This is a genomic window from Roseateles albus (assembly GCF_028595345.1).
Taxonomy (GTDB): domain Bacteria; phylum Pseudomonadota; class Gammaproteobacteria; order Burkholderiales; family Burkholderiaceae_C; genus Paucibacter_A; species Paucibacter_A albus.
In genome coordinates this window covers 202,728-228,391 of sequence record NZ_JAQQXT010000003.1, presented here as the reverse complement: position 1 = coordinate 228,391, position 25,664 = coordinate 202,728, and the positions used below count along the sequence as shown (strand labels likewise).

Sequence of the window (25,664 nt, the reverse complement as noted above, 5' to 3'; positions counted from 1 at the left end):
CCATCGTAAGCGCAATTAATCAATCGATTGATTAATTAATTCAATCACGGCAGCGCGACCTTTAGCGTGACTTCCGGCATGACCATGAAAACACCAAAGGCGCGCCTATTGGCCGCAAGCCCTACGCAGAAGGCAAGCCGGCGGGCGGTACTTGATGATGCATCACGCGCTGCGGGAACGGGATCTCAATACCCAATTCATTCAGCTTTCTAAGCAGGCTGAGATTGACCTCGGAGCGCACGCCGCCCTGGCCGTTTTCGGGATCGGAGATCCAAAAGCTCACCGTCAGCTCCAGGCCGTCGGCGGCAAACTGGGTCAAGAGCACCGAGGGTTCGGGGCTTTTCAGCACGCGCGGAATATGGCGCACCGCATCGGTCAGCTGCGGCAGCAGCAGGTCCAGATCGGTGCCATAAGCCACTTGCACCACGGTGCTGATCAAGACGGTGGGGTCAGCCAACGAGGAGTTTTCGACCCGCTGCGTGATCAGCAACTCATTCGGCACGATGGACTCGCGCCCGTTCAAAGCCCGGATCACCGTGAAGCGGGTCTTGATGTCGGTGATACGACCTTCGAAGTTGTCGACCTTGACCATATCGCCGATGCGCAGCGAGCGCTCGGCCAGGATCACAAAGCCCGACACATAGTTGGAGGCCAGCTTTTGCATGCCCAGGCCAATGCCGACACCAACCGCGCCGCCCATCACGCTCAATGCCGTCAAGTCCATGCCGGCCGCAGACAATGAGAACAGAATCGCGCTCAGCAAAAGCACGACACGGCTGACGTTGGCGGCGATCTTGCGCAGCGATAAATCACCGACCGGGCGGCTCAGCAGGCGCGACTCGATCACCGATGACAACCACAGCGCCAACACGACCGCGATCAAGGCCGTCATCGAGGCCTCCAGCAGATTCGTCACCGAAATCGTGGTGGCGCCCAATTTGAAAGTGATGTCGTTCAACTCGTCGCGCAGCCAGGGCAGCACGCCTATCACCCACAAAATCGAGCCGACCCAGGCCGCCCAAGAAACGGTCTGCTCAATCAGCTCGACCAAGGCGGAGTTGGGCAGCGCAGTCCTGAGCACCTGAACGGTCAGGCGAATGATCAACAAAGACACCAGCACCGGCACGGCCAGTTTGAACACCGCGTGCGATATACCCATCAAGGGCAGCCAGGTCTTGGCCGCCAAAGCCAGCAGCAGCGCAAGAATGGGAAACAGCACACCGTCCACGATGCGCTGGCCGAAAAACACCGAGGGCCTCAGGTGCGCGATGCGCCGCTGCAGCAAACTCACCACCACCCAGGACAAGCCCAGACAGGCTATCAAAATGGCCAGACCGACCAGGGAATTTGTACTCAGCAGGGCTTCGCCCAAATCGCGCAACTCGGCGAAATCGATTGCTTTACTTGTCATTCAAAACCGTATTTTTCTATCAAACTTGCCCGGGTTCAGCAGCCGGGCTCAATGCTCAGATACCCGCCAGCACACGCAGATGCACACCCACGCTGCGGGCCAGCGCGTCTAGGTTGTAGCCCCCCTCCAGGCAAGACACGATGCGACCTTGCGCATGTTTGGCCGCCACATCCTTGATGCGCTGCGTCATCCACTCGTAGTCGGAGTCGACCAGACCGAGCTGCCCCAGGTCGTCCTCGCGGTGCGCGTCGAAGCCGGCCGAGATGAAAATCATCTCGGGCTTGAATGCCTCCAGCGCCGGCATCCACATCGATTCGATCAGCGCGCGGATCTCCGCCCCCTTGGTGTAGGCGGGCACCGGCACATTGACCATATTCTCACCCTTGGGCACCGCGCCGTTATAAGGGTAGAGCGGATGCTGGAAGATGCTCACCATCAGGACCCGGTCGTCGCCGGCGATGATGTCCTCGGTGCCATTGCCGTGGTGCACATCAAAGTCAACAATGGCCACGCGCTGCAGCCCACGCACATCCAGCGCATAACGCGCCGCTACGGCAACATTGTTGAAGAAGCAAAAACCCATGCTTTGGTCGCGCGTGGCGTGATGGCCTGGCGGGCGCACGGCGCAAAAAGCGTTCTCGACGCCGCCATTGAGCACCATCTCGGTGGCCTGCACAGCCGCGCCAGCAGCCCGCAGCGTGGCCGCCCAGGTGTAGGGGCATGCGACGGTGTCGGGGTCCACCGCGCGCGACTCGCCGCTGCTCTCGCAGCCTCTCAGCAGATCGCCGATCTCGGCCACATAACCGTGGGTGTGAGCGCGCTCCACATCGGCGAGATTGACCTTTTCGGCCTCAACGCGGGTCAGCGCCAGGTCGATGCCGGTAGCCAGCAACCAGTCATCGATCGCCGTCAGGCGCTGCGGGCATTCGGGATGGCCGGCGCCCATATCGTGCCGGCGGCAGTCGGAGTGGCTGAAGAAAGCAGTGGACATAGTTCTATCGTTTTCGCAGGGCCGCCCGCGCAGACATGCCGCGCGGCCATTCCCCTCTTGTCTCAAGTTCTGGATCTAAGCCATAAGATGGGCCAATGAGTTCACATTCACTACCCCAAATTTCGGCTCAACTAACAGCTCTACAGCAGCAGGTTAGCACGATCATCAAGGGCAAACGGACTCAGATCGCCGACTGCGTCGCCTGCTTGATCGCCGGCGGCCATCTCTTGATCGAGGATTTGCCCGGCGTTGGCAAAACCACGCTGGCCCATGCTTTGGCGATCTCGATGGGACTGAAGTTTTCGCGCCTGCAGTTCACTTCCGACTTGATGCCGTCCGACCTGCTCGGCGTCAGCATCTATGAGCGCGATCAGGCTGGCGGCCGGGCCGATTTTGTGTTTCATCCCGGCCCGGTGTTTGCCCAGGTCTTGCTGGCCGACGAGATCAACCGCGCCGGGCCCAAATCGCAAAGCGCGTTGCTGGAGGCGATGGAAGAAAAACAAGTCAGCGTAGACGGCGTCAGCCATGCACTGCCCCAGCCCTTTTTCGTCATCGCTACCCAGAACCCGAGCGAGCAGCTTGGCACCTACCCGCTGCCCGAGTCGCAGCTGGACCGCTTTTTGATGTGCATCTCGCTGGGCTACCCCGATCGCGCCGCCGAGCGCGAGCTGCTCAGCGGACAAGACAGCCGGGTCGCACTGCGCGCCCTGCGCCCGCTGATGACGGCCGCCGACTTGCTGGTCGCGCAGGAGCTGGTCAGCGCGGTCCACGCCTCCGCTGCGCTGCTGGATTACTTGCAGGCCCTGATCGAAGCGACGCGCTCCGGGCAATGGTTCGCACAGGGTCTGAGCCCGCGCGCGGGCCTGGGCGTCTTGCGCGCCGCCCGCGCCCGCGCCTTGCTCGAGGGGCGCGACTTTGTCTCCCCCGACGATGTGCAGGCCATCCTGCCGCAGACGATTGCGCACCGCCTGAGCCCCAAGGCCGGCAGCGGGCGCGGCGCACGCGAACAGGTGCGGGCCATGATCGAAGCGATACAGCTGCCCTGAGATGAAGCCAGCTGATGGGTCCCGTTTGAGACAGCTTTGGCAAGGCTGGTGGGCGGCGCGGCATCCGCTCAGTGACACCCACCTGATGGGGCAGCGCAATATCTACATCCTGCCCAGCCGCCCCGGTCTGGCTTTTTGCGCCACCCTGGGCCTGCTGCTGCTGGCCTCGATCAACGATCAGCTCAGCCTGGGCTATTTGCTGACCTTTTTATTGACCGGCGCCGGCCTGGCCTCGATGCACAGCACGCATGCCAATCTGCGCGGCCTGAGCCTGGACCTCGCAGCGCCCGAGCCCGTCTTTGCCGGCGATGATGTGCGCCTGAACTTGCGCCTGCACAACAACGGCGGCGCCCGCTACGGCATCGGTGTGCATGTGCAGGGCGGCCCGCGCAGCGAGATCGCCTGGACCGATGTGCCTGCCCAGGGGCATGCCGTCTTGGGCTTGCGCTTCGCCGCCAAGACTTGCGGCCGACAGCCGCTGCCGACGCTGCAAATCGTCACCCGCTTCCCGCTGGGCTTGTTTCGTTCCTGGAGTGTGTGGCGGCCGGCCTCGATGGTCTGGATCTATCCGCAGCCGGAGCAGCCCGCGCCGCCCTTCCCCGCTCAGACGGAAGGCGGCTCAGGCCAAGCGCAGTCAAGCAGCGTCTTGCAGCGCGGCCAAGATTTCGAAGGCGTGCGCCAATACCGGCGCGGCGACTCGATGCGCCAGGTGCTGTGGAAAAAAGCCGCGCTGAGTCTGGCCCAAGCCGACTCAGGAAGCTCGCAGCTCTGGGTGCGCGAAACCCATGCGCCGGTCGCGCAAACACTGTGGCTGGATTGGCGTGATTGCGCCGGCCTGAGCGCCGAAGCGCGAGCCTCGCGCCTGTGTGCCTGGCTGCTGGCTGCTGAGCGCGCCCAAGCCCCTTGCGGGCTGCGCCTGCCCGGGGGCGAGTTGCCGCTTGAACTGGCGCCCGATCTGGGGCCCGAACATCTGCGGGCTTGCTTGCAAGCCTTGACGCTGCAAGTCAGCCCAAGCGGAGCACCGCGATGAACGCCGAGGGCTCCAGTGGCAAGCAAGGGCGCCTTGATGCTTTTAGGAGTTTTGGGCGTTTTGAGCATTTGGGCCATCTGAGCCGCGACAGCCGCGACACGCTTTTTCTGCTGGCCACCATCGCCGCCGTGGTCTTGCCGCACAGCGGGCATTTGCCGGCCTGGGCCGCCGCCATAACCTCGCTGGTCTTGGCTTGGCGGGGCTTGCTGGCCTGGCGCGGCGCGGCGCTGCCGGGGCGCTGGGTCTTGGTCGCGGTCTTGCTGCTCAGCGCCGGCCTGACCTGGTTGACCCACCGCACGCTCTTGGGCCGCGAGGCCGGCATCACCATGCTGGTGATGTTGATGGCGCTGAAGACGCTGGAGTTGCGCGCAAGGCGCGACGCCTTTGTCGTGTTCTTTTTGGGCTTCTTCCTGGTGCTGACGCAGTTTTTCTACTCGCAGACCATGCTGACGGCAGCCTGGATGATTCTGAGCGTCTGGGCCTTGCTGAGCGCGCTGGTGCTGGCGCAGATGCCGGTCGGCACGCCCAGCTTGCGGCTGGCCGCCGCCCAAGCCGCGCGCAGCACCCTGCTCGGTCTGCCGGTGATGATTTTCTTGTTTGTGCTGTTTCCCCGCATCGGGCCGCTTTGGGGTATTCCGGCCGACTCGGTCGGGCGCACCGGCTTGTCGAACCAGCTGGACTTTGGTGCGATGTCCGAGATTGCCAATGACGACAGCGTGGCGATGCGCCTGCGCTTTGCCGGCCCGCCTCCGCCGCCCTCGGCACGCTATTTTCGTGGCCCGGTACTGGGGCAGTTTGATGGCCGCAGCTGGCGCCAAACCACCATGGCTTGGCCGGGCCAGACCGACGCGCTGCGCGTCAGTGGCACGGCGCTGGACTATGAGCTGACGCTGGAGCCCTTGCGCAGCAGCGTGGTGCCGCTGCTGGAAATGAGCGGCGAGCCCGCCGGCAGCGAACGCCCGCTGGAAGATCTGACACTGAAGCGCGCGCCCGAGCTGCAGTGGCTGGCGCCCCGGCCCATCACCGAGCGGCTGCGCCTGAACGCGCAGGTCTACCCGCACTTCAGCCATGGCCCGCTGCAGGCCAGCCTGGCGCTGCAAAACTATTCCGATCTGCCGCCCGGCTTCAACCCACGCACGCTGCAATGGGCCGCCCAGCTCAGGCGCGAGGCGCGCTTCGCCCGCCTGGATGAAGCGGCGCTGGCCCCGGCGCTGGCAGCGGCCGTGTTGCAGCACATCGCCAGCGCCGACTTCATCTACACCCTGGCGCCGGGACGTTACGGCGAGGTCACGCCGCATCTGATCGATGAGTTCTGGTTCGACCGTCGGCTGGGCTTTTGCGAGCATTTCTCGGCCGCCTTTGTGGTGGTGATGCGGGCCATGGGCGTGCCCGCCCGCATCGTGACCGGTTTTCAAGGCATGGACGCACAGCCGCAGGACGGCTTTTGGATCGTGCGCAACAGCAATGCCCACGCCTGGGCCGAGTACTGGGCGCCGGGCCAGGGCTGGGTGCGCGCCGATCCAACGGCGGCGGTAGCACCCGAGCGGATTCAGATCGGCTTGGCGCTGCGCCCGCCGCCGGGTGTGTTTGCCGGCGCCTTCCAGGGCGCGCTCGGTCAGATCAGCCCGCAACTCTGGCTGTCGCTGCGGCGCGGCTGGGAGGTGCTGGAAAACCGCTGGCAGCAAAGCGTGCTGAACTATTCGCGCCAGAGCCAGTTCGACCTGCTCAAAGGCGCCGGCTTTGCAGCTCCCGATTGGACCTTGCTGGGTCAGGTCAGCGCCGGCTTGATCGCGCTGGCGACGCTGCTGGACACGGTTTGGTCGCATTGGCGCGCCCGGCCGCATGACGAATGGCACCGCCAGAGCGGCCGCATCCTGCGCGAACTACGGCGATGGGGTCTGGACGAAGCCGGCCTGCACCAGGGGCCACGACGCTGGGCCGAGCTGCTGAGCGAACGTCACGGCGCGGCCGCAGATCCGGCGGCAACGATGTTGCTAGCCCTGGAAGCCGCGCGTTATGGCCGGCGGGCCGAGGGCCGCCAAGCCGATGGGCGTCAAGCCGATGGGCGTCAAGCCGAGGGCAGGCGGTCCGCCAAGCTGGCCGACAAAATGGCCAAAGCATGGGCAAGGCGGCGTTGGCTGCGCGACTTTCGCGCCGCAGGCCGTATGCTGCGCGGCAAGATTCGCTAATCCACACCGATGTCCAAGTTCAACGCAGTCCTTTTTGTTCTCTGTGCCGCCCTGCTCTCGAACGCGCCCGCTGCCTGGGCCAAAGAAGCGCATAAGAAAAAACCCAAGCCGACCAAGTCCAGCAAGGTGCTGGACAAGGCGGCCCAGCCCTTCGGTGAACGCGCCGATGTGATGCGCTTTGGCGCCGAGTTAGCGGCCGAGCAAGGCTGGGACGCGCCGGCCCTGCAAGCGCTGTTGGCGCAGGCCAAGAGCGTGCCCGCCGTGCAGCGGCTGATCATGCCCGGCCCACCCGGCAGCGCGAAAGATTGGGGTGCTTACCGGGCGCGCTTTGTCGAGCCGCGTCGCTTGCAGGCGGGCCTGGCGTTCTGGGAGCAAAACGCCGCCGCTCTGGCGCGCGCGCAAGAGCAATACGGCGTGCCGGCCGAGCTGATCGTCGGCCTGATCGGCGTGGAGACCTTTTACGGCCAGATCACCGGCGGCTTTCGGGTCATCGACGCTTTGAGCACGCTGAGCTTTGACTTCCCCAGCGGGCGCAGCGACCGCAGCGCATTTTTTCGCAGCGAGTTGGTCGAGTTCCTCAAGCTCACTCGCCGCGAAGGGCTGGACCCGCTGAGCGTCAAAGGCAGTTTTGCCGGCGCCATGGGCTGGCCGCAGTTCATGCCCAGCAGTTGGAACAAGCATGCGGTCGATTTCGACGGCGATGGTCACATCGATCTGATGCAAAGCCCGGCTGATGCGATCGGCAGCGTGGCGCATTACCTGGCCAATTTCGGCTGGCAACGTGGCATGCCCACCCATTACAGCGTCGCCCTGCCGGTAGAGACCACTGCGCGCGCCAAGCTCTTGGCGCCCGACATCTTGCCCAGCTTCAGCAGCACGCAATTGCAGGCGCTCGGCGCCCAGCCCTCCGAGGCTGCGCTCGCGCACAGCGGGCCACTGGCCGTGGTCGAGCTGCAAATGGGCGCGGCCGCGCCGGTGTATTGGCTGGGCAGCGAAAACTTCTATGCGCTGACGCGCTACAACTGGTCGAGCTATTACGCGATGGCCGTGATCGAGATGGGGCAAGCGCTGCGCTTACTGCGGCAGGCCCGCTGAATCTGGCAATTCGGTCGGCGCGCCCATGGGCCCCAACGGCGACTCCAACAGCGAGTCAAGGGGCGAATCCACAGGCGGCTCAAGCAGCCGCGGCCACGGCCCTTGCAGCTGCGCCTGTGCCTCGGGCTGCCAGTGCCAGTAACGCCTGAATTGCTCGCGCTGGCATTGCCCGCCCTTCACTCCATCCGGGCCGCTGCGCCAGCGCCAGGCGCCGCATGCGGCCGAGCTCAAAACCCCGATATCGCGGGCCTGGTAGCGCGCCAGCACGGCCGGTGCCGGGTGGCCAAAACGGTTGCGATAGCCGGCCTGCACCAAGGCCCAGCGCGGTGCCACCGCGTCCAAGAACGCCTCGGTGGAGGAGGTTTTGCTGCCATGGTGGGGCACCAGCAAGACCTCGCTGCGCAGGCCGCCGGCCGGTGTGCGCAGCATCAAAGCCAGCTCCTGCGGCGCTTCCAAATCACCCGTCAGCAGCGCGCTGTGGCCCGAGGCCGACGTCACCCTCAAAACGCAAGACATGGCATTGCTTTGAAGCGTCTGCTGATAGTCCGCGTCCACCGGGTGCAAGACCTCGAAGCGCACGCCGTCCCACACCCAGCTTTGGCCGGCCGCACAGCGCCGGGCCGCCACGCTGCCCGCCAGCAAGGGATGTGCGGCTTCGAGCGAGCTGCTCAGCGCTGCCACCGGCATGCCGGCCAGCAACGAGCCGGCGCCGCCGGTATGGTCGCTGTCGCGGTGGCTGAGCATCAAGAGGTCCAGGCTGCTCACGCCCGAGGCCAGCAGCAGCGGCAAAAGCACGCGCTGGCCGGCATCCGCGTCGGGCCCATAGGTCGGGCCACTGTCATAGAGCAGCTGATGCTCGGCGGTCAGCAAGAGCACGGCCGTGCCCTGGCCGACATCGGCCGCCAAGAGCTCAAACTCACCCACCGGCGGGCGCGCGGGCGCCGGCCACAACATCGGCGCCAGCATAGCCAGCCCCAAGGCCCGCAGGCGCAGCGGCAGCGGCAAGACCAGCAGCACGCCGCCCAGCAGCCCCAGTGCCTGCGCCCAGGACGGCGCCACCGGCAGCATCCAGACGGCGAAGGGCCAGCTTGCCAAGCCGTGCAAGTAAGCCATTAACAACTGGACCGCCCATTCGGCCAAGCGCCAAGCCACGGGCAGCAAGGCGCCCAGCAGGGCCAGGGGCGTGATGACGAAACTCACCAAGGGAATGGCCAGCACATTGGCGAGCAGACCGACCAAGGAGATTTGTTGAAAAAACAGCAAGCTCAGGGGGGCCAAACCGCAGGTGGCTACCCATTGATTACGCAGGCCGGCGCGCAGATGCGCGCGCCAGCCCTGCACGGGTGCTTGCTCCGCCCCACCGGCCATCAGCAGGCCCACGGCCACAAAAGACAGCCAAAAGCCCGCCTGGCCGACGGCCCAGGGGTCGATCAGCGTGACCACCCAGGCCGAGATCAACAGACACAGCGGCCAAGGCCAGCGCAGGCTCAGGCTGCGCAGCAGCGCCAGCGTGACCAGCATCCAGACCGTGCGCTGCGCCGGCACACCCCAGCCCGAGAACAGCGCATAGGCCAGCGCCGCCGCCACGCCGCCCCAGCGGGCGACATTCGGCGCCGGCCAACGCAGGCACAGCCCGGCACTGCGCCGCCACAGCCAGCCCAGCAGGCCCTGCATGCCCCAGGCAAACATGGTCACATGCAGGCCGCTGACACTGAGCAAGTGACTGACACCGGTGAGCCGGAACAGCGCCCAGTCGCGCTTGGAGATGGCCGCCTGATCGCCCAAGCTCAGCGCCGCCAGAATGCCCGCATGGGCGGGCTCATGCACGCGCCGCTGCAAGGCCTCGCGCAGGTCCGAGCGCAGCGCGTCCAGCGACCACCAAGGTGCTGCAGCCAGCCGCAGGCCGCCGCCGGGCCGCACCACGCCGCTGGCCCGCAAGTCTTGCTCGAACATCCAGAATTCAAAGTCGAATGCATGCGGGTTCATCAGCCCATGCGGGCGCTTCAAGCGCAGCAGCAATTGCCAGCGCTCGCCGGCCCGCAGCGCTGGCGGCGCCGCATCCTCGCTGGCCGCATACCAGGCCAGCGCCAAGCGCGGCGGCAGCGTCAACGGCGGGTCTTTCACGCTGGCCCCGGCAAAAGCCTGCTCCGGCTCAAAGGCAAAGCGCCAACCGGGTGCACCGAACATGCCCTGCGTGGCGCTGGGCAAATTGCTGACGCGGCCCCGCACCAGGACGTCGCGCCCTTCCCAGGCCTCGGGCAAACGCTCGCCCAAACGCAGCTCGGCCCGCCATGCGGCTTGGGCAAAGGCCAGCAAGGCGGCGGCCAGGGTGACGCACAGTGAGGCCCAGGTCACGGTACTCAGCCCAGCCATGGATTCGCCGCTGAACCCGCGCAAGCTGCGCAAAGCCAAGCCCACTGCAAACACGATAGCCAGCAACAAGGCTGCGTATTCGGCCGCGCTGGGCAAGCGGGCCGATTGCTGCAACAAGCAAAGGCCCAACAGCCAGCCCATGGCCGGGAGGGCCAGATGGAAGGACTCAGACTGGGGTGCCGGATGGGGCATGTCGGATCGCCTTGCTCACGGGCCAGCGCGCGCGAGGCGCTTGGCTCGGTGTAGGATGCGCGCCACCTGATCCTAGCGATAGGCTGGCTGCAATACCAGTGCGCCAGCCCAGCAAGACTCACCAAGCAACATCAACCAAATACAGCGAGCCCGCCATGACTACCAGCCCCATCTATAGCAAGCTTGCGACCCTGGGTATCACGCTGCCGCCGCTGGCGGTGCCGGTTGCCGCCTATGTGCCGTTTGTGCGCAGCGGCAATCTGATTTTCCTGTCCGGCCATCTGGCCAAGAAAGACGGCAAGGTCTGGGTCGGCCAACTCGGCCGTGATGTGGACACGGCCACCGGCAAGGCTGCCGCGCGCGCCATCGCCATCGACCTGATGGGTACCTTGCACGCCGCTTTGGGCGACCTGAACAAGGTCACGCGCATCGTCAAGCTGATGAGCTTGGTCAATAGCACCGGTGACTTCACCGAGCAGCATCTGGTCACCAATGGCTGCTCCGAGTTGCTGGCCGAAGTCTTTGGGCCCGCCGTCGGTGCCCATGCCCGCAGTGCCTTCGGCGTGGCGCAAAACCCCATGGGTGCATGCGTCGAAATCGATCTGATCGCTGAAGTGGCGGCCGACTGATGTTCCTCCAGCGCTCCAAGTTCCCGGCCCAGGCGCTTGCCGCCATTTTCTTCGCCAGTCTCGCCGCCGTTGCCGCCGCCTTGGTGGCGCAGCACGCGTTCGGAGTCAAGCCTTGCCCCTGGTGCGTGATGCAGCGCGGCGTGTTCTTGTTGATCGCCTTGGTGGCAGGCCTGACCTGGCTGCTCAAAGGCATGCGCCCGGTGCGCAGCGCCGGCCTGCTCTTGACCGCTGTGCTGGGTGCGGCGGGCGTGGCGGCGGCGGCGTTTCAGCATGAAGTCGCCTCCAAGCTGGCATCTTGCGATATGACTTTTGCCGATAGGTTGCTCAGCGCGCTTGATCTGGAAAACCTGCTGCCCTCGGTATTCATGGTGACGGCCTCGTGCAGCGAAGCGGCTGCCTACCGCTTGTTAGGCCTGCCCTACGAGATCTGGAGCGGCCTGCTGTTTGCGGCCATTAGCGTGGTCTGCCTGATCTCGCTGAAGAAGCGCTGACCCAGGTCAAAGCCTGCCGCCCGGTGGCCGGCTACGCTCGCGGCTTCCCGAATGAGGCTACCCGCATGCAAGCGACCCGCACACCCCAAGACGATCACGCACCCACATCCGCCCAGGTCTTGATCGTCGGCGCCGGCCCGGCCGGCCTGAGCATGGCTTGCGCCCTGGCCGATGCAGGCATCTCCAGCTGCGTGCTTGAAGCCAGCAGTCTGGCCGCTCTGCAGGACCCGGCCGAGGATGGCCGCGAAATCGCCCTGACGCACAAAGGCATCAAAGTGTTGCAAGGCCTGGGCCAATGGCAAGACTTGCCGGCCGCCGAGATCGCGCCGCTGCGCCGCGCCCATGTTTTTGATGGCGACGGTCTGGGCGACCCACTCGCCTTTGACGCCCAAGGTTCAGGCCGCGAGGTCTTGGGTCAGTTGGTGTCCAACCATTGGCTGAGGCGTGTGGCCTATCAGGGCGCTTTGAAGCGTGCAGCGCTGATCAGCATTCGCGCCGACAGCCGGGTCGCCGGCATTGAGCTGGGTGCGCAAGCAGCCAGCGTCAGCCTGGCCAGCGGTGAGCGCTTGACGGCCCAGCTGTTGATTGCCGCTGACAGCCGCTTCTCCAACATCCGCCGCCAAGCCGGCATCGGCGTGGAGATGCGCGACTTCGGCCGCAGCGTGATCGTTTGCCGCATCCAACACAGCCAACCCAACCAAGGCATTGCGCTGGAATGTTTTCACTACGGCCACACCCTGGCCATCCTGCCGCTCAATGGTGACTGCAGCTCGCTGGTGCTGACGCTGCCGGCCGACCGCGCCACGGCCATGATGGCCTGGGACGACGCGCAGTTCACCCAATGGGTGGAAACCGAACTGCGCGGCCGCCTGGGTGAAATTGCCTCGCTCGGTGCGCGTCACCTTTACCCTTTGGTCGCCACCTACGCGCACCGCTTTGCCGCCCAGCGCCTGGCCTTGATCGGCGACGCGGCCGTCGGCATGCACCCGGTCACGGCCCACGGCTATAACTTCGGCTTGTATGGGGTGGAGTTGCTGGCCGGCCTGCTGGGCGCGGCCAAGAAAGCCGGGCAAGATCTGGGCGAATCCGCCACTTTAGAGCGTTACGCCAGCGCACACAGGCGCAACACTTGGGCGATCTATCAAGGCACCAATGCGGTCGTCAAGCTCTTCACCGACGAGCGTCAGGCCGCTCGCCTGCTGCGCCGCGGTGTGCTGCAAATGGCCCAACATCTGCCGCCGCTGAAGGCAGCGATCAGCGCGCAACTGACCGGCCGCCGGCCGGGGCTTTTGGGCCAGTTTCAAAGCTTGATGCGGGGCTGATCATTCGCCGCGCACCACGCCCTCACGGCGTGGGTCGGCACCGCCCAGCCAGCCGCCGCCGGGCGCTGCTGGCCGGCGCATGATGGCTTGCAAGCCACTCGTCAGGTCTCGCTCCAGCACCTCGTGGCCGAGGGCGCGCAGGCCTGCCGCCGTGCTCGCCGGGAACAAGTCGCTCTCCAGCAGCGTGGGGCCATTGAAGGCGCCGAAATTGGGCAACGCAATCGCCTGTTGCACATCCAGGCCCCAGTCATGGGTGGCGACCAAGGTCTTGGCGACATAGTGAATGATGGCGGCACCTCCGGGCGAGCCCAAGGTCATGGCCAAGCGGCCATCCCGACGGTCAAAAACCAGGGTCGGCGCCATGCTGGAGCGCGGCCGCTTGCCCGGCTCCAGGCGGTTGGCCACCGGCTGCCCGCTAGCGTCGCGCGGGTTGAGGGCGAAATCGGTCAGCTGGTTGTTGAGCAAGAATCCACCCCGCAGCCCGGTGCCGCCGTCGCTCATGATGCGGGCGCCAAAAACCGTCTCAATCGTGGTCGTCATCGACACCGCGCGCCCCTCGGCATCGATCACGCTGATGTGGCTGGTGCCATGCTCGGGCTGCGCGCCTTGCGGGGCATAGGCCGTCTTGAGCTGGCCGGGCAGACCGGCCTTGGCCACACCGCTGCTGCGCGGGCCGATCAGCAGCGCGCGCTGACGCAGATAGTCGGGCGCCAACAAGCTGGCCCAGTCGCCTGCGGGCGCGGCGACAAAATCGGGGTCGGCCACATACTGCGCGCGGTCGGCAAAAGCCAAATTGGCAGCTTGCGCGTAAAGGTTGAGCCAAGCGGCATTGGGCAGGCCGCTCGCGTCCAGCGCCTGGGCCGCGTTTTGCTGCGCCGTCATCCCAAGCATCTGCATCACCGCGATATGCCCGGAGGAAGGCGGCGGGAAGCCGCAAACGCGCCAGTATTCACGCCAATCGGTGCAGATCGGTTCGCGCAGCTTAGGGCTGTAGCCGGCCATATCGGCCTCGCTCAACAGCCCCGGATTGCTGGCATGGCCGCGCACCCGGCGCACGATGTCGGCAGCGACCGGGCCGCGCATAAAAGCTTCGGAGCCACCCTTGGCCACCATCCGCAAGACCTCGGCCAACGCGGGATTGCGCAGCAGCGTGCCCACCGGCAGCGGCGCGCCCTTCGCGTCGAAAAAGTAGGCCAAGGCCTGCGGGTCGGTCTTGATCTGCGGGTCCATCACCAGCATCTGATGCATGCGCGCGCTCAGCTCAAAGCCGTTTTCGCTCAGCCGAATCGCCGGCTTAAACAGCCGAGCCCAGGGCAGCGCACCGTACTTGCGATGCGCCTGCTCCAGCATGCGCATGAGGCCCGGCGTGCCCACCGAGCGGCCGCCGACCACCGCCTGGGTGTAGCTCATCGGCTTGCCATCGGGCTTGAGGAACAGGCCCTCACCGGCGGCAGCCGGCGCGGTCTCGCGCCCGTCAATCGCCGTCACTTGCTGGCCGTCCCAATGCATCAAAAACGCGCCGCCGGCAATGCCGCTGGACTGCGGCTCGACCAGGGTGAGCACCAGTTGCACGGCGATCGCGGCATCCAGCGCGCTGCCGCCGGCCCGAAGCATCTCGTAGCCCGCATCTGCGGCGAGCGGATTGGCAGCCGCCACCGCAAAGCGCTGCATGCCCCAAGCCGGCTTGTGCGTCCAGCCGCTGGGGCCTTCGGGCTGCTGGGGGATGGCGGCTGCGTGACTGACATCTTTTGCCGGGTTAGCAACAGGCTGCGGCGCTGAAGCGCAAGCGGCCAGCAGCAAGGCAAGCGAAGCGGGCAAGAGCCTTGGCCCTAAGTCGAGTGAAAAAAAGGTTTTCATCAGTAATTTGAAACGCTGCTAATGCGCCTGCGCATGGTAGTCCGCTCACCGTGCCCGAGAACTAAGAACTTGTCCGTAGATAGTCGGCCTCAAACCCGGAGCCCAAAGCGACTGCGGTATTCACGCGGCGTCAGCTGGGCCCAGCGTTTGAAGACCTTGCTGAAGGTCGACACATCCTCGTAGCCGCAGCGCAGCGTGATGTCTTGCAGGGACAGTGCTGTGGCCTCCAGCAAGCCGCGCGCACGCTCTACCCGCAACTGCTGCACATACTGAATCGGCGTGCAGCCCTGTACCGTGTGGAAGCGGCGCAAAAGCGTACGTGGGCTGGTGTTGCAGTGAGCGGCCAGCTCGGGCAGCGTCCAGCTCTCGGCCAGGCGCTTGCTAAGCCAGCTGCGTGCGCGCTCGATCAAGACATGACCCTCGCCAGCCATCATCGCGCGGGCGACGTACGGCGCTTGCGACGCGCGCTGCGCGTCCATCACCAGCACACGGGCCGTTTGCTGGCGCAAATCAATGCCGCCAAAGTGGCCAATCAGATGCAAGCTGAGGTCGAAGTAAGAGGTTATGCCGCCGGACGTGAGCAGGCCGCCGTCCTGCACCATGAGCTGATCGGCCAGCAAGTCGACCCCTGGGAAGCGGCTGCGGAAGTACGGACTCAACCACCAGCTGGTGGTGGCACGGTGGCCGTCCAGCAGGCCGGCAGCGGCGGCTAAAAAGGTGCCGGAGCAAGCAGCGGCAATCCAAGGCAGCTCCGGACCCACCTCGCGCAGCGCCTGCAACTCCGCGCCGCAGTCCGCCAACACCGTCTCCAGCTCGGCGACCGTTGCGTGATAGATGCCGGGCAGCAGCAAGACATCGGGGAGGCTGCCTTGCAATACAGGCTGGCAAGCAAAACTGAGCCCACCGACGCTGAGCAGCGGCTCGCTGCGCGCCGTCAGCCAGTCCAGCTCAAAGCGCAGCCGCTGGCGGGCCGGCTGCAGCTCGGCCAGGGTATTGGCGATGCGAAACACATCGGCCGCCCCCACCGCTGCACTGGGCAAGCAGCCCGGATAAACCAGGATGCCAACGCGAATCACCCGGGCAGCGGCCATGTTTTGTCCAAAAATGCCATAGAAATGTCATTTTAGCCACTGTCGCACTTTGCCAGCCAGGCCGACACTGCGGCTTGCTAACTCTGAAAGCATATGGCATGAACCCGACCGACCTGACTTCACTCAGCCCCTCACTGGCGACCCTGCCCGCCCTGCCCGCCCTCGTTGCGGCCTTGGTGGCCTTGTTTGCCAAGACCACGCTGACCAGCGTTTTGCAGGTGCTGGCCCGCCTGCGCGCCGGTGTGTTTCCAATTCCCGAGGACGCCCGCCTGCTGCGCAAGAAACAGGCCGACGCCGAGGCGCCCTTTGTGCGCCGCTGCGCCAATGTCTGGCGCAATGACACCGAGAACCTGCCTCTCTTTTTTGCTTTGGCGGTTGTCTATGTGCTTTTAGGAGCCTCCGCCGAGGCCGCCCGCTTGCTGTTCGGCAGCTATGTGCTGCTGCGCTACGCCCACAGCGCTGTTTTCTTGCTGGGCCTGCAGCCTTGGCGCGCCTTGCTGTACCTGAGCGGTATGGCGGTGTGCTGGGTGATTGCGTGGAAGTCGCTGCTGTTGGCTGGCTTGATGGGCTGAATATCTATCGGGGTTCGCGAAGTGGCGGCTCGGGCTCTCATGTGCAAGCGTAGCAACGAAGGCCCGGCATTGGGATTCACGTATCAAGCGGCGCCAAAGCCAGCATCGCTGCCCGCCTGGCCGTATCTGCATCCAACTGGGGCATCAACCAGAACATGCCAGGGATTCTATTCTTGGTGTGGCAGGACACATGCTGTCCGCCCTGAGCCTGCACACACCAAGCCAATGGTGTCCGAGATTTCCCTTGCCCTCGCTCGGACTGCCAGCGCATGTAGGGGATCACTGCCCAGGTTTGACTCTCCCCACCTCGATGCCAGGTGACGTTGCCACTATGTCGGCTGCTTATCGTCAAGCGTTCGGTGCCGCCAGGTCCCTCGTGCGAGCAAGTCAGCACGGGAGAAGTAGCAGCGTCCTGAACCGTGACGTTGAGCGCATGCTCACTGGCCATTTCTTCTCGCCGTTCACAACGCCAGGCTTGCGCCTCCCCAGCCGCTGGCGTGAAGCCAAATCCGTAACGGACGACACGGTACTCCTTGCGCGCGCCCCCGCCCAAAGGACCCAGGCCAACATTCCATGAGTCCGTGACCGTGCTTGTGCTGTAGCCGCCCTGCAGCACAAGAAGGTGCTGGCATGCGCTGTACTGTGTGCGCCCTTGGGCGACGCTCTGTCGAATTTCGCAAGGCTGAGCCTGTTGTTGAACATCGTCCGGCAGGAGCACTTGGATAGGGCCTGTGGACTGGCAGCCATACAGCAATGCCAGGGCGGCGAGCCCGCCTGACCATAGACACAAGGAATAAACAGAGCTTGTCGCTGGATTGCGCGTCATGGATTGATTCGCGAAAAATTCAGGGGAAGGGGCGCAAAAGCACAAAGGATGTCACCCGATTGATCGGCCGCTTGCCGCCCGTGCAAGCTTTGGGTATAGCAGGTCCGTTCCGGGCACATTATTGCCGCTCACTCTCCGAGTCCGAATGACTGGGACTGCCCGATCGCGGCAGCAGGGCGAGACGGCACCAAAGCCCGCTGCAATTGGCCAAGTCTGACCCAAAGGAGGCTAGCTTGGCCCAGCGCGCCTCCCTTCGGCTGGCTTCCGTGTCTGCCGGCCGCCTTACTCTGATGACAAGTCTTGCCAGGCCGGGCTGAGTATTTCGCGCCAATCAGGCTCGCGCAAGACGAACAAGGCGGCCAGCCCCAGCTCGGCCGCCAAGGCCGGCCCGGCGAGCGGACCCAAAACCAGCAAGGCCGTCGCCCAAGCGTCGGCCAAGCAGCAACTGGCATGCAGCACGCAGACGCTGGCCAAACCATGCTTGATGGGCTCGCCGCTAAGCGGGTCAAGCGTGTGCGAGCGGCGCCGCCCCTGCGCGTCGATGTAACTATTGCGATAGTCGCCGCTGGTGGCCACCGCCAAGCCGTGCAGGGCCAGCAGCGTGTCCCTCAAACCAGAGGCTCCGGGCACGGACTCCAACTGCACCCACCAGGGTTGGCCATTCGGTTTGAGGCCGGCGCCGCGCAGCTCGCCGCCGATCTCGACCAAGTGGTGTTCGAGGCCACAGTCCCGCAAAAACTCCGCCAATCGGTCAACGGCAAAGCCCTTGGCGATGCCGCACAAATCCAGCTCCAAGCCGCCCGGCTGCAAGACCTCCCATTCACCGGCGCCTGCTTCACGCAGGCTCAGGTCTTGCCAGCGATTTTGACCTCGCCGCCCACTTGCGTCGGTCGGCGCCACAAAGCCGGGCTCCTCATGGCGGCGCCCGGCCCCAAAACCCCAGGCTCGCACCAAGGCCGCAGCCGTGGGATCAAAAGCGCCGCCGCTGGCCCGCGCCACGGCCAGCGCCTCGCTCAAGACCCGGGCGCAGACGCCGCTCAGCGGGACCCAGCTGCCGGCCTCAGCGCGGCCAAAGCGGCTCAGATCCGAGTCGGCCTCCCAAGGGCTCATACGCGCCACCACCTCGTCCAGCCTGGCTTCCAAGCCGCGCCGCAGTGCGCTGCAGTCCAGCCCACGCGGCGCGTAGAACTTGACTTGCCAACTGGTGCCCATGCTCAAGCCGTCAAGCGCATAGAGCTGCTCACCCAAGGCCGGCGTAGCCGGATCGATTTGCGGCGGCACAAGCACCCGCCGCTCGAACATGGTCTGCATCGCGGAACTACTTGGGCAGCACCTCAAAGGTGGCGCTGTAACGATAGCGCCTGGCCTGCTGATCCCCCTTGGCGGCCACCTCATGCCCCAGGCCCAGCCAATAGCGGCCTGGCTCGGGCCAGGTGATGGCCAGCTCGCCCTGTGCGTCGGTCTTCAGCGTCAGCTCGCCGAGCTTGTAGCGATAGCGGCTGCCGCCTCGCAAGACCGTCACGGTGGCATCCGGCAGAGGCTGCCCGTCCAGCAGCAGGCGCAGTCGCGAGCTGTCGCCATTGGAAAGGTCGGTGACGGGCGTCAAGGCCTGCAATTCCAAGCCCTGTTTGGTGGGCTGGAATGGCGGCAGGCCGGCCCGCTCTTTACTGACAAAGGTTTCGCTGACCATCCAGGTGCGCGTCACTTGCAAGTCCTTGGCCTCGGCCGGGATCTGCGCAGACAGATCAGCCGGCTTGCCCCGCCAGCGCTTGGTTTCCTCACCCAGTTTGTAACTGGCGAACACCGACTCGGCGCTATTGCTGACCCGGTAGGTGCCGGGCTGCTCAAGCTTGATCTCAAAGCTGGTGCGGTTGCGGGCCGTGACGGGGGCTTCGGGCTTTAGCGGCTTGCCGTCTGGGCCTAGCACCAAGACCTGGCCCAGTTGCAGGCCAATTTCATACTCGAACAAATCCTCCGAAGCGACCGCATCGATATTGACCAGCGTCGCCTTGCCGCCGGCGGCCGCATCAATATGCGCGGATTGGGGCAATAACCAAGTGCGGTGAGCATCGGCCGCGCCGGCCGCGCTCAGCAGCAAACAGGCCAAACCAAGGGCTGTGATGGATAGTTTCATATGTATTCCCCTCAAGGTTTGACCGACAAAGACAAGGCGCCCAACTCATGCTCACCTTGCGCGCCGAACTGCACCGCCGAGCTAATCGGTAACTGCAGCGGCAAGCGCTGGACCTCGCGGCCGCCACCTTCGCGGGCCACTTCCACCACGACTTCATACTTGCCGGCGGGAAGCGCAGCCAGACTCTTGCTCAGATTGAGCTTGTGCTCGCCCACCGGGCGCGTCGCGCCACTGACGCCGTCCATGGGCATGCTCAAATCGCGCCCGCTTTTGCGCCACCACTGGCGCAGATCGGGCAGCCATTTGGCACCGGCGTTATTGGCTTTTTTCTGGTCATACCAGACCGCCAAGCTGATGGCCGGCTCCCCGGCACGCTCGGCCCAGACGGCCACATAGGGCCGGTGGTATTCGGCCACATTCAGACGCGGCAACTCCAGGCTGAGCTGGGCTTCGGCGGCCCAGGCGGGCAGCACGGCACTAGCACTGGCGAGCAAGACCGTGTAGGAAAAAAGTTTGTTTTGCATAGAAAAATTCAATGAACAAATACGAGCAATAAAGCGACCGGCAGCAGCAAACCAGCGGCCACCAAGGGCCAGACGCTGGGCCGTTTGGCAGCGTGCATTTTCAAAATCAGCAAGCCGGTGATCGCGAACAGCAGGCTGGCGACGGCAAACAGGTCGATGAACCAGCTCCACACCGGGCCGGTATGGCGCCCTTTGTGCAGATCATTCAGATAAGCGACGGCGCCGCGCTCGCTGCGCTCGAATTCGGCCTCGCCACTGGGCAAGGCGATGCGCAGCCAGGCGTCGCCGCCGGGGCGCGGCAGGGACAGATAGAGCTCGTCCGGCGCCCATTCGGCCAACAAGCCTGCCGTCTTGAAACCCCATTGCTCCCTCAACCAATGCTGCAAGGGAGGCGGCAACTCTGCCTTCTGCGCGCCCGAATGTGCCGCCACCAGCGTGGCCCGTAACACCGCGTCCGGCAATTGCGCCTGCCCGCTCGAAATCCTAGCCTTGGATTCAAACAAACCGGCGTTGTTCAGCGTGAGCCCCGTGACGCTGAACATCAGCAGCGCCACCAGGCTGATCGCGCTGCTGACCCAATGCCACAGATGCAGTTGCTTCAGATAGGCGGCCCGGCTCTTGAGCTGCGTTTTGCTGGCTGCGGCCTCGGTCGCGATATAGGCGGAAGCATTGCTCATGTCTCGGCCCATTGCCGCAAGAGGTTGTGATAGTGGCCGCTCAAGCTCACCGCCTCGTCGATCTCGCCGAAGCGAGCGCGCAGGCTTTGAATGCTTTGATCGAGCTGGTAGAGCATGGTGCGGCGGCCGTCATCGCGCACCATGCTCTGGGTCCAGAAGAAGGCCGCGATGCGCTCGCCGGAAGTGACCGGCAGCACCTGATGCAAACTGGTCGACGGGTACAAGACCAAGTCGCCAGCCGGCAGCTTGACCTCGTGGCTGCCATAGCTGTCTTGCACCACCAGCTCGCCGCCCTCGTACTCGCCGGGCTCGCACAGGAACAGCGTGCTTGAGACGTCGCTGCGCAGCGGCTGCGTGCTGCCCAGCTGGCTCATCACCGCACCGTCCACATGCAGGCCGTAATGCTCGCCGCCGGCATAGCGGTTGAACAAAGGGCTGAGCATGCGCAAGGGCAAGGCGGCCGAAAAGAATTGCGGGTGGGCGCTCAAGCGCTGCTGGATCAGCTGACCCAATTCGACCGCCAGCGCCGAGCCGGGCTTGAGTTGCTGATTGCGCTTGACCTGCGCACCCAAAGCGCCGACGGTCGCCCGGCCATCCCCCCACTCGCCCTCGGCCAGCAAACGCTGACGAAACTCGCTCACTTCGGCGGCACTCAGCACGCCCTGGATATGCAGCAACATGGTCGCCCGCCCTCCTCTTCCGTCTATCCCAGATCAGTACTTGACGTTCAGTGCCAAGCTCATGCTGCGCGGCGCGCCAAGCGTGAAGCGATTGCGCCCGCTATTGACCGAGGCCAGATAGAACTTGTCCGCCAGGTTGGCCACATTGAACTGCAGGGCCAGGTTCTTGTTGATCTCGTAGGCCGCCATCGCGTCAAACACCCAGTAGCTCGGGATGCCATCAATGCCGACCACCGGCGCCGCGCCGTTGTTGACCTGCGTGGTCTGGCTGGCGGTGTAGCGCGCGCCGCCACCCAGGCTCAGGCCTTGCATCAGGCCTTCGGCCACGCGGTAGTTGACCCAGGACGTGAAGCTCAGTTTCGGCGTGTAGACCAGCTGAGCGCCGGTCTGCAGGTCGACCGCGCCGGGCACGACCGTGACGGCCTCATTGACCTTGCTGTCCATCCACACCAGGCCGGCTTGCAGTTGCAAGTTATTCGACACCGCGCCCGCCGCACCCAGCTCCAGGCCCTTGACCGTCTTCTTGCCGTATTGCGTCACTTCGCCGGTGGCGCTGCCGGCACGGGCCAGCTCGTTCTCGTTTTGCGAGCGGAACAAAGCGGCCGTCAACAGCAATTGCTTGTCGAGCATGTCCCATTTCGTGCCCAGTTCCAGATTATTGGCCTGCTGTGGTTTCAAGTTAGGCGCATTGATGCTGACCGCGCCGGTGTCGGCACTGGGGGTCGCGCTGCTGAGCGCGAAGTTGTCGCTGCCGGGCGGCTTTTGCGAGGTAGCGTAAGACAAATAGACACTACCGTTCTCACTCGGCTTGAACAGCAGGCCCAGCTTGCCGCTGACCAGCGTGTCGCTGTTCACCAAAGCACTGGCCGCGACCGCTGGGGTCGAGGTGGCGGGGATGTTGGTGTACTCGCTGCGGAAGCGCTCGGCGCGCAGGCCGGCGCTGAGCTGCCAGCGCTCGGTGAGATCCAAAGTGTCGAACAAGAAGGCAGCGGCAGTCGTGGTTTCGCCGGCCGTGCTGGCGCCGTTGCGCGTCAGCGGGGCGAACTTATCACTCAAGTTCGGCGCATACAGATTGGCGCGATCACCGGCGGTGTTGACATAGGCAAAGCCCGCCGTGTTTTGCTGTTCATGCGTCAGCTCGACGCCGGTGCTGATGTTGTTCTTGACGCCGGCCAGCGTGAACGCGCTGTTCAGGCTGGTCTGGTTGGCCAGAATCTGGTTGCGCTGGTCGCGTCCCAGGCGGGCGCGGCCTACCGTCCAGGCTGCCGGTTTGGTGGCGTCGCCGATGATGGACCAATTGCCGGGCGTGCTGCTGATGATGATGTTCGTCAGGTTCAGGTCCTGCTGGGTGCGGCCAAAGCGCGAGATATTGCGCAGGCTGGTGCCCGGCGCAAAGTCATGCTCCAGCAGCAGGGTCAACATATCGGCTTGCGTGTTGTCGAAATCGTCTTTGCTGCCGTAGAAATTGCTGCGCTCAACCGGCTTGATGCTGGTGGCCAACACGCCGCCCACCGGCGGTTTGGCATTCGCACCAGCCAGATCCTTGAAAATCAGCTGATTGGTCCAGCCCACCAGGCCCACACCGGGGATGCCGCCATCGGGAATCGCATCCTGATCCACATGCAGATAACTCAGCGTGGCGCGAGTAGACGTGCCCAGCCCCAAGGTCAAGGACGGTGCCACGCCCCAGCGATTGCGCTCGAGCACATCGCGGCCCTCTACATTGCCACGGTCGCTGAACACATTCAGGCGTAGCGCCGCGCCGGGCAAGCCGATGTCCAACTTCTTGTTCAGATCAGCGCTGACACGCACACGGCTGCCGCTGGACACTTGCGCCGAGCCTTCGGCAAAGTCCCGTAACTGCGGCTTTTTGCTGACCATATTGATGAAGCCATTGGGCGAGCCCCGGCCGTTGTCGGCGCCGCTCGGGCCCTTGACCACTTCGACCGACTCGACATTGAAGGTGTCGCGGGTGATGCCGCCGAGGTCGCGCACGCCGTCCACAAAGATATTGGCGCTGGCGTCGAAGCCGCGCATGAAGACGGTGTCGCCGGTATTGGTGTTGCCGTTCTCGCCCAAGGTGAAGGTGATGCCCGGCGTGTTGCGCAGCGCCTCGCTCAAGGAAGATGTGCCCTGCTGCTGAATCAACTCACGGTTGATCACGGTGACGGTCTGCGGCGTGTCCAGCAAGGGCTTGACGAACTTGGGCGAGGAAGCAGCCTCGGCCTTGAACTCGTTCTCGACCACGGCCTTGGCCTTGGCGCGCACCACCGGCAGCGCGGTCTCAGCCGAGTCTGCAGTTGGCGCCTGCGCCCATGCGCCGAGCGGCAGCGTTAGCGCCAGCAAGGCCGCGCTGGCGACCGAGGAAGAACAAAAAGAAGAAGAAGCGGATGAAACGCAGGCCGGCATGGCCGCGTGCTTGCGGCTCTTGATGAAAGACATTGAGGAACACTCCAGGGATCGAATTGGATTTCTTCGAGCGTGGGCGCGGCGCCGCTTTTTTTCTTTTTGCGTGCGCGCCTTACCTGGGGATAACCTGGGTCTACTCTGCGACAGGCGCAAATGATAACAGTTCTTATTTGCATGTGCAATTTTTCGGGCCACAGGTCTCTGCCAAGTTCGGGGCTTTTCGCATGGCTGTATGTCCCCCGCGCGCGAAGAAACAGCCCAGCAGTAAATCCGCCCGCGCGCACAGCGCCCAAACACAATTTGGGCCGCGTGGATCGACGGGTCGCCACGGCGTGAAAAATTCCACCCTTGGGCTCTGCTTTCAAGCGAGAACCAACAGCAACCCTGACTTGCCCCTCAAGTCGGGTCCAAGCCCGGCCGAAGAGCGCACATCCGTCGCCCCGCGCTCGGCCAAAGTGGCCTGGCAGACAAGCTGCGGTGCCCGCGTATTTTTCGAACCCTAAGAAGCCAACTTGCCGGATTTCAAACAAGAAATATGAAGCTCAGTCTGAAACTACCTCTTGCCTTTGTGGCCGTGCTGGCCTTGATGCTAATGGCAGCCTTGTACGGCATCTTCAGCGTCAACCATTCGCTCGACAGTTTCACTCAGACGGTTCAAAGCAGTCATGGCCGGCAGCGCACGCTGAGCGAGCTGACCGTCGGCTTCAAGGTGCAGGTTCAGGAGTGGAAGAACACGCTCTTGCGCGGCAAAGACCCACAGCAACTGGACAAACATTGGTCCGCGTTTCAAAAGCAGGAGCGCCTGGTCAGCGAGAGAACTGCCAAGCTGCTGCGCGAGCTGCCCGCCGGCGCCAGCAAAGACCTGTTGGCCAAATTCGCGCTCGCCCACCAGGCGATGGGAGACAATTACCGACTGGGCTACGGCGCCTTCACGGCGGCCGAGTTCGATCCGAGCGCGGGCGACAAGGCCGTCAAAGGCATGGACCGCGCACCGACGCAATTGCTGGATGAGCTGGATGCGCAGTTCGCTGCACAGGGCGAGCGCGCGGCCCAGCTGGTCGCGGACCAGAGCGAGCGGGCCATAGGCTTGAGCCTGCTGATGATGGGGCTTGCCAGTGCTTGCGGCATCGCGGCGGGGCTTTGGCTTAGCCGGCATATCGCCAAGCAGCTGGGCGGCGATCCGCTGGAGGCGGCCAACCTGGCGCAAAGCGTGGCGGCCGGTGATTTTGCGCAGCGCATCAAGCTGAACTCGGGCGACAGCGCCAGCCTGATGGCGCAGCTGGTCGGCATGATGGGCAGCCTGTCCAGCGTGGTGCACAGCGTGCGGCAGAACTCCGAATCGGTCGCCAGTGCCTCCGCGCAGATCGCGCAGGGCAATATGGACCTGAGTCAGCGCACCGAGCAGCAGGCGAGCGCGCTGGAGGGCACGGCCTTGTCCATCAAGGTGCTGGGATCGGCGGTGGAAAAGAACGCCGACCATGCCCGCGAAGCGAACCGACTCGCCCAAGGCGCGTCAGAAGTGGCCGTCAGGGGCGGCGATGTGGTGGGTCAGGTGGTCGACACCATGAAAGGCATCAACGATTCCTCCAAGCAGATTGCCGACATCATCGGCGTGATTGACGGCATCGCCTTCCAGACCAATATCCTTGCGCTCAATGCGGCGGTGGAAGCCGCCCGCGCGGGCGAGCAAGGGCGCGGCTTCGCGGTGGTGGCCGCCGAGGTTCGCAGCCTGGCGCAGCGCAGCGCCGAAGCGGCCAAGCAGATCAAGACCTTGATTGGCGCCAGCGTGGAGCGTGTCGAGCAAGGCAGCCATTTGGTCAACCAGGCCGGCTCGACAATGAACGAGATCGTCGACGCGATCAAGCATGTCAGCGACATCATGGGCGAGATCAGCGAGGCCAGCCGCGCCCAAAGTGCCGGCGTCTTGCAGGTCGGCCAGGCCTTCAATCTGATGGATCAGGCGACACAGCAAAACTCGGCCCTGGTTGAGCAAAGCACCGCCGCCGCTGAAAGCCTGCGCGTGCAGGCGCAGGCTTTGGTGCAAAGCGTGGCGGTCTTCAAGCTGGCGGGCCTGCCTGTCTAGGTTTGACCCAGCAAAAAGGCCGGCTTGCGCCGGCCTTCTCTA

General features: G+C 64.7%; 20 protein-coding genes. 9 read left to right on the top strand and 11 right to left on the bottom strand.

From position 1 onward, the window contains the following. Positions 1–121: 121 nt before the first annotated feature. Positions 122–1,411, bottom strand: coding sequence for a mechanosensitive ion channel family protein (locus tag PRZ03_RS06330; RefSeq protein ID WP_273599512.1), 1,290 nt, complete (start codon positions 1,409–1,411; stop codon positions 122–124). 55 nt (positions 1,412–1,466) lie between these two features. After that, on the bottom strand, positions 1,467–2,402 hold the full coding sequence (locus PRZ03_RS06325) for a histone deacetylase family protein (protein ID WP_273599511.1): 936 nt from the start codon (positions 2,400–2,402) through the stop codon (positions 1,467–1,469). Between the two features lie 95 nt (positions 2,403–2,497). Between PRZ03_RS06325 and PRZ03_RS06320 the strand changes: the two genes are divergently transcribed. The 4 genes from PRZ03_RS06320 to mltB are packed head-to-tail and all read left to right on the top strand — an operon-like array spanning position 2,498 to position 7,762. Next, positions 2,498–3,448, top strand: coding sequence for an AAA family ATPase (locus tag PRZ03_RS06320; RefSeq protein WP_273599510.1), 951 nt, complete (start codon positions 2,498–2,500; stop codon positions 3,446–3,448). A gap of 25 nt (positions 3,449–3,473) precedes the next feature. Next, entirely contained in the window at positions 3,474–4,478 is a 1,005-nt protein-coding gene (locus PRZ03_RS06315; RefSeq protein WP_273599509.1) for a DUF58 domain-containing protein, read from the top strand. Beyond that, positions 4,475–6,667, top strand: coding sequence for a transglutaminase family protein (locus PRZ03_RS06310; protein ID WP_273599508.1), 2,193 nt, complete (start codon positions 4,475–4,477; stop codon positions 6,665–6,667). The genes PRZ03_RS06315 and PRZ03_RS06310 overlap by 4 nt, the downstream gene beginning before the upstream one ends. A 9-nt stretch (positions 6,668–6,676) precedes the next feature. Then, positions 6,677–7,762, top strand: a complete 1,086-nt coding sequence (gene mltB, locus PRZ03_RS06305; RefSeq protein WP_273599507.1) for a lytic murein transglycosylase B — start codon at positions 6,677–6,679, stop codon at positions 7,760–7,762. On the opposite strand, the gene PRZ03_RS06300 is transcribed toward mltB, so the two are convergent. After that, positions 7,742–10,327, bottom strand: a complete 2,586-nt coding sequence (locus tag PRZ03_RS06300; protein WP_273599506.1) for a DNA internalization-related competence protein ComEC/Rec2 — start codon at positions 10,325–10,327, stop codon at positions 7,742–7,744. The two genes, mltB and PRZ03_RS06300, sit on opposite strands and share 21 nt — an antisense overlap. A gap of 155 nt (positions 10,328–10,482) precedes the next feature. Here PRZ03_RS06300 and PRZ03_RS06295 point away from each other — a divergent pair, with 155 nt between their 5' ends. The 3 genes from PRZ03_RS06295 (at position 10,483) to ubiM (ending at position 12,769) form a co-directional block, all read left to right on the top strand. After that, on the top strand, positions 10,483–10,956 hold the full coding sequence (locus tag PRZ03_RS06295; RefSeq protein WP_273599505.1) for a RidA family protein: 474 nt from the start codon (positions 10,483–10,485) through the stop codon (positions 10,954–10,956). Further along, entirely contained in the window at positions 10,956–11,447 is a 492-nt protein-coding gene (locus PRZ03_RS06290) for a disulfide bond formation protein B (RefSeq protein WP_273599504.1), read from the top strand. The genes PRZ03_RS06295 and PRZ03_RS06290 overlap by 1 nt, the downstream gene beginning before the upstream one ends. A 65-nt stretch (positions 11,448–11,512) precedes the next feature. After that, complete coding sequence (gene ubiM, locus PRZ03_RS06285) at positions 11,513–12,769, top strand: 5-demethoxyubiquinol-8 5-hydroxylase UbiM (protein ID WP_273599503.1); 1,257 nt, start codon at positions 11,513–11,515, stop codon at positions 12,767–12,769. On the opposite strand, the gene PRZ03_RS06280 is transcribed toward ubiM, so the two are convergent. Together PRZ03_RS06280 and PRZ03_RS06275 are read right to left on the bottom strand one after the other, a co-directional pair. Next, positions 12,770–14,626 (bottom strand): gamma-glutamyltransferase family protein, encoded by a 1,857-nt coding sequence (locus PRZ03_RS06280; protein WP_273599502.1) that lies wholly within the window; start codon positions 14,624–14,626, stop codon positions 12,770–12,772. An 89-nt stretch (positions 14,627–14,715) separates the two neighbouring features. After that, positions 14,716–15,717, bottom strand: a complete 1,002-nt coding sequence (locus PRZ03_RS06275; protein WP_273599501.1) for a GlxA family transcriptional regulator — start codon at positions 15,715–15,717, stop codon at positions 14,716–14,718. Between the two features lie 98 nt (positions 15,718–15,815). Here PRZ03_RS06275 and PRZ03_RS06270 point away from each other — a divergent pair, with 98 nt between their 5' ends. Continuing rightward, positions 15,816–16,289, top strand: a complete 474-nt coding sequence (locus PRZ03_RS06270) for an MAPEG family protein (RefSeq protein ID WP_273599500.1) — start codon at positions 15,816–15,818, stop codon at positions 16,287–16,289. Between the two features lie 1,108 nt (positions 16,290–17,397). Here the strand turns inward: PRZ03_RS06270 and PRZ03_RS06265 are convergent. Genes PRZ03_RS06265 through PRZ03_RS06240 form a run of 6 tightly spaced genes read right to left on the bottom strand, consistent with a single transcriptional unit; the run spans position 17,398 to position 23,572 of the window. Then, positions 17,398–18,426 (bottom strand): FAD:protein FMN transferase, encoded by a 1,029-nt coding sequence (locus PRZ03_RS06265; RefSeq protein WP_273599499.1) that lies wholly within the window; start codon positions 18,424–18,426, stop codon positions 17,398–17,400. 7 nt (positions 18,427–18,433) lie between these two features. Continuing rightward, complete coding sequence (locus PRZ03_RS06260; protein ID WP_273599498.1) at positions 18,434–19,249, bottom strand: DUF4198 domain-containing protein; 816 nt, start codon at positions 19,247–19,249, stop codon at positions 18,434–18,436. Between the two features lie 11 nt (positions 19,250–19,260). Continuing rightward, positions 19,261–19,773 (bottom strand): DUF2271 domain-containing protein, encoded by a 513-nt coding sequence (locus PRZ03_RS06255; protein ID WP_273599497.1) that lies wholly within the window; start codon positions 19,771–19,773, stop codon positions 19,261–19,263. Between the two features lie 8 nt (positions 19,774–19,781). Beyond that, positions 19,782–20,450: a PepSY-associated TM helix domain-containing protein gene (locus tag PRZ03_RS06250; protein ID WP_273599496.1), complete on the bottom strand. Its 669-nt coding sequence runs from the start codon at positions 20,448–20,450 to the stop codon at positions 19,782–19,784. Next, positions 20,447–21,130, bottom strand: a complete 684-nt coding sequence (locus PRZ03_RS06245; protein ID WP_273599495.1) for a Fe2+-dependent dioxygenase — start codon at positions 21,128–21,130, stop codon at positions 20,447–20,449. The genes PRZ03_RS06250 and PRZ03_RS06245 overlap by 4 nt, the downstream gene beginning before the upstream one ends. Before the next feature lie 33 nt (positions 21,131–21,163). After that, positions 21,164–23,572, bottom strand: coding sequence for a catecholate siderophore receptor Fiu (locus PRZ03_RS06240; protein WP_273599494.1), 2,409 nt, complete (start codon positions 23,570–23,572; stop codon positions 21,164–21,166). A gap of 502 nt (positions 23,573–24,074) precedes the next feature. On the opposite strand from PRZ03_RS06240, the gene PRZ03_RS06235 reads away from it, so the two are divergent. Beyond that, positions 24,075–25,622: a methyl-accepting chemotaxis protein gene (locus PRZ03_RS06235; protein ID WP_273599493.1), complete on the top strand. Its 1,548-nt coding sequence runs from the start codon at positions 24,075–24,077 to the stop codon at positions 25,620–25,622. The last annotated feature ends 42 nt before the right edge of the window (positions 25,623–25,664 follow it).

Bases quoted from the DNA above. Each gene is read 5' to 3' on its own strand.
- PRZ03_RS06280 (WP_273599502.1), bottom strand. From the start codon at position 14,626: ATGAAAACCTTTTTTTCACTCGACTTAGGGCCAAGGCTCTTGCCCGCT.
- PRZ03_RS06240 (WP_273599494.1), bottom strand. From the start codon at position 23,572: ATGTCTTTCATCAAGAGCCGCAAGCACGCGGCCATGCCGGCCTGCGTT.
- PRZ03_RS06320 (WP_273599510.1), top strand. From the start codon at position 2,498: ATGAGTTCACATTCACTACCCCAAATTTCGGCTCAACTAACAGCTCTA.
- PRZ03_RS06290 (WP_273599504.1), top strand. From the start codon at position 10,956: ATGTTCCTCCAGCGCTCCAAGTTCCCGGCCCAGGCGCTTGCCGCCATT.
- PRZ03_RS06300 (WP_273599506.1), bottom strand. From the start codon at position 10,327: ATGCCCCATCCGGCACCCCAGTCTGAGTCCTTCCATCTGGCCCTCCCG.
- PRZ03_RS06295 (WP_273599505.1), top strand. From the start codon at position 10,483: ATGACTACCAGCCCCATCTATAGCAAGCTTGCGACCCTGGGTATCACG.
- PRZ03_RS06325 (WP_273599511.1), bottom strand. From the start codon at position 2,402: ATGTCCACTGCTTTCTTCAGCCACTCCGACTGCCGCCGGCACGATATG.
- PRZ03_RS06245 (WP_273599495.1), bottom strand. From the start codon at position 21,130: ATGTTGCTGCATATCCAGGGCGTGCTGAGTGCCGCCGAAGTGAGCGAG.
- ubiM (WP_273599503.1), top strand. From the start codon at position 11,513: ATGCAAGCGACCCGCACACCCCAAGACGATCACGCACCCACATCCGCC.
- PRZ03_RS06260 (WP_273599498.1), bottom strand. From the start codon at position 19,249: ATGAAACTATCCATCACAGCCCTTGGTTTGGCCTGTTTGCTGCTGAGC.
- mltB (WP_273599507.1), top strand. From the start codon at position 6,677: ATGTCCAAGTTCAACGCAGTCCTTTTTGTTCTCTGTGCCGCCCTGCTC.
- PRZ03_RS06310 (WP_273599508.1), top strand. From the start codon at position 4,475: ATGAACGCCGAGGGCTCCAGTGGCAAGCAAGGGCGCCTTGATGCTTTT.
- PRZ03_RS06330 (WP_273599512.1), bottom strand. From the start codon at position 1,411: ATGACAAGTAAAGCAATCGATTTCGCCGAGTTGCGCGATTTGGGCGAA.
- PRZ03_RS06235 (WP_273599493.1), top strand. From the start codon at position 24,075: ATGAAGCTCAGTCTGAAACTACCTCTTGCCTTTGTGGCCGTGCTGGCC.
- PRZ03_RS06250 (WP_273599496.1), bottom strand. From the start codon at position 20,450: ATGAGCAATGCTTCCGCCTATATCGCGACCGAGGCCGCAGCCAGCAAA.
- PRZ03_RS06275 (WP_273599501.1), bottom strand. From the start codon at position 15,717: ATGGCCGCTGCCCGGGTGATTCGCGTTGGCATCCTGGTTTATCCGGGC.
- PRZ03_RS06255 (WP_273599497.1), bottom strand. From the start codon at position 19,773: ATGCAAAACAAACTTTTTTCCTACACGGTCTTGCTCGCCAGTGCTAGT.
- PRZ03_RS06270 (WP_273599500.1), top strand. From the start codon at position 15,816: ATGAACCCGACCGACCTGACTTCACTCAGCCCCTCACTGGCGACCCTG.
- PRZ03_RS06265 (WP_273599499.1), bottom strand. From the start codon at position 18,426: ATGCAGACCATGTTCGAGCGGCGGGTGCTTGTGCCGCCGCAAATCGAT.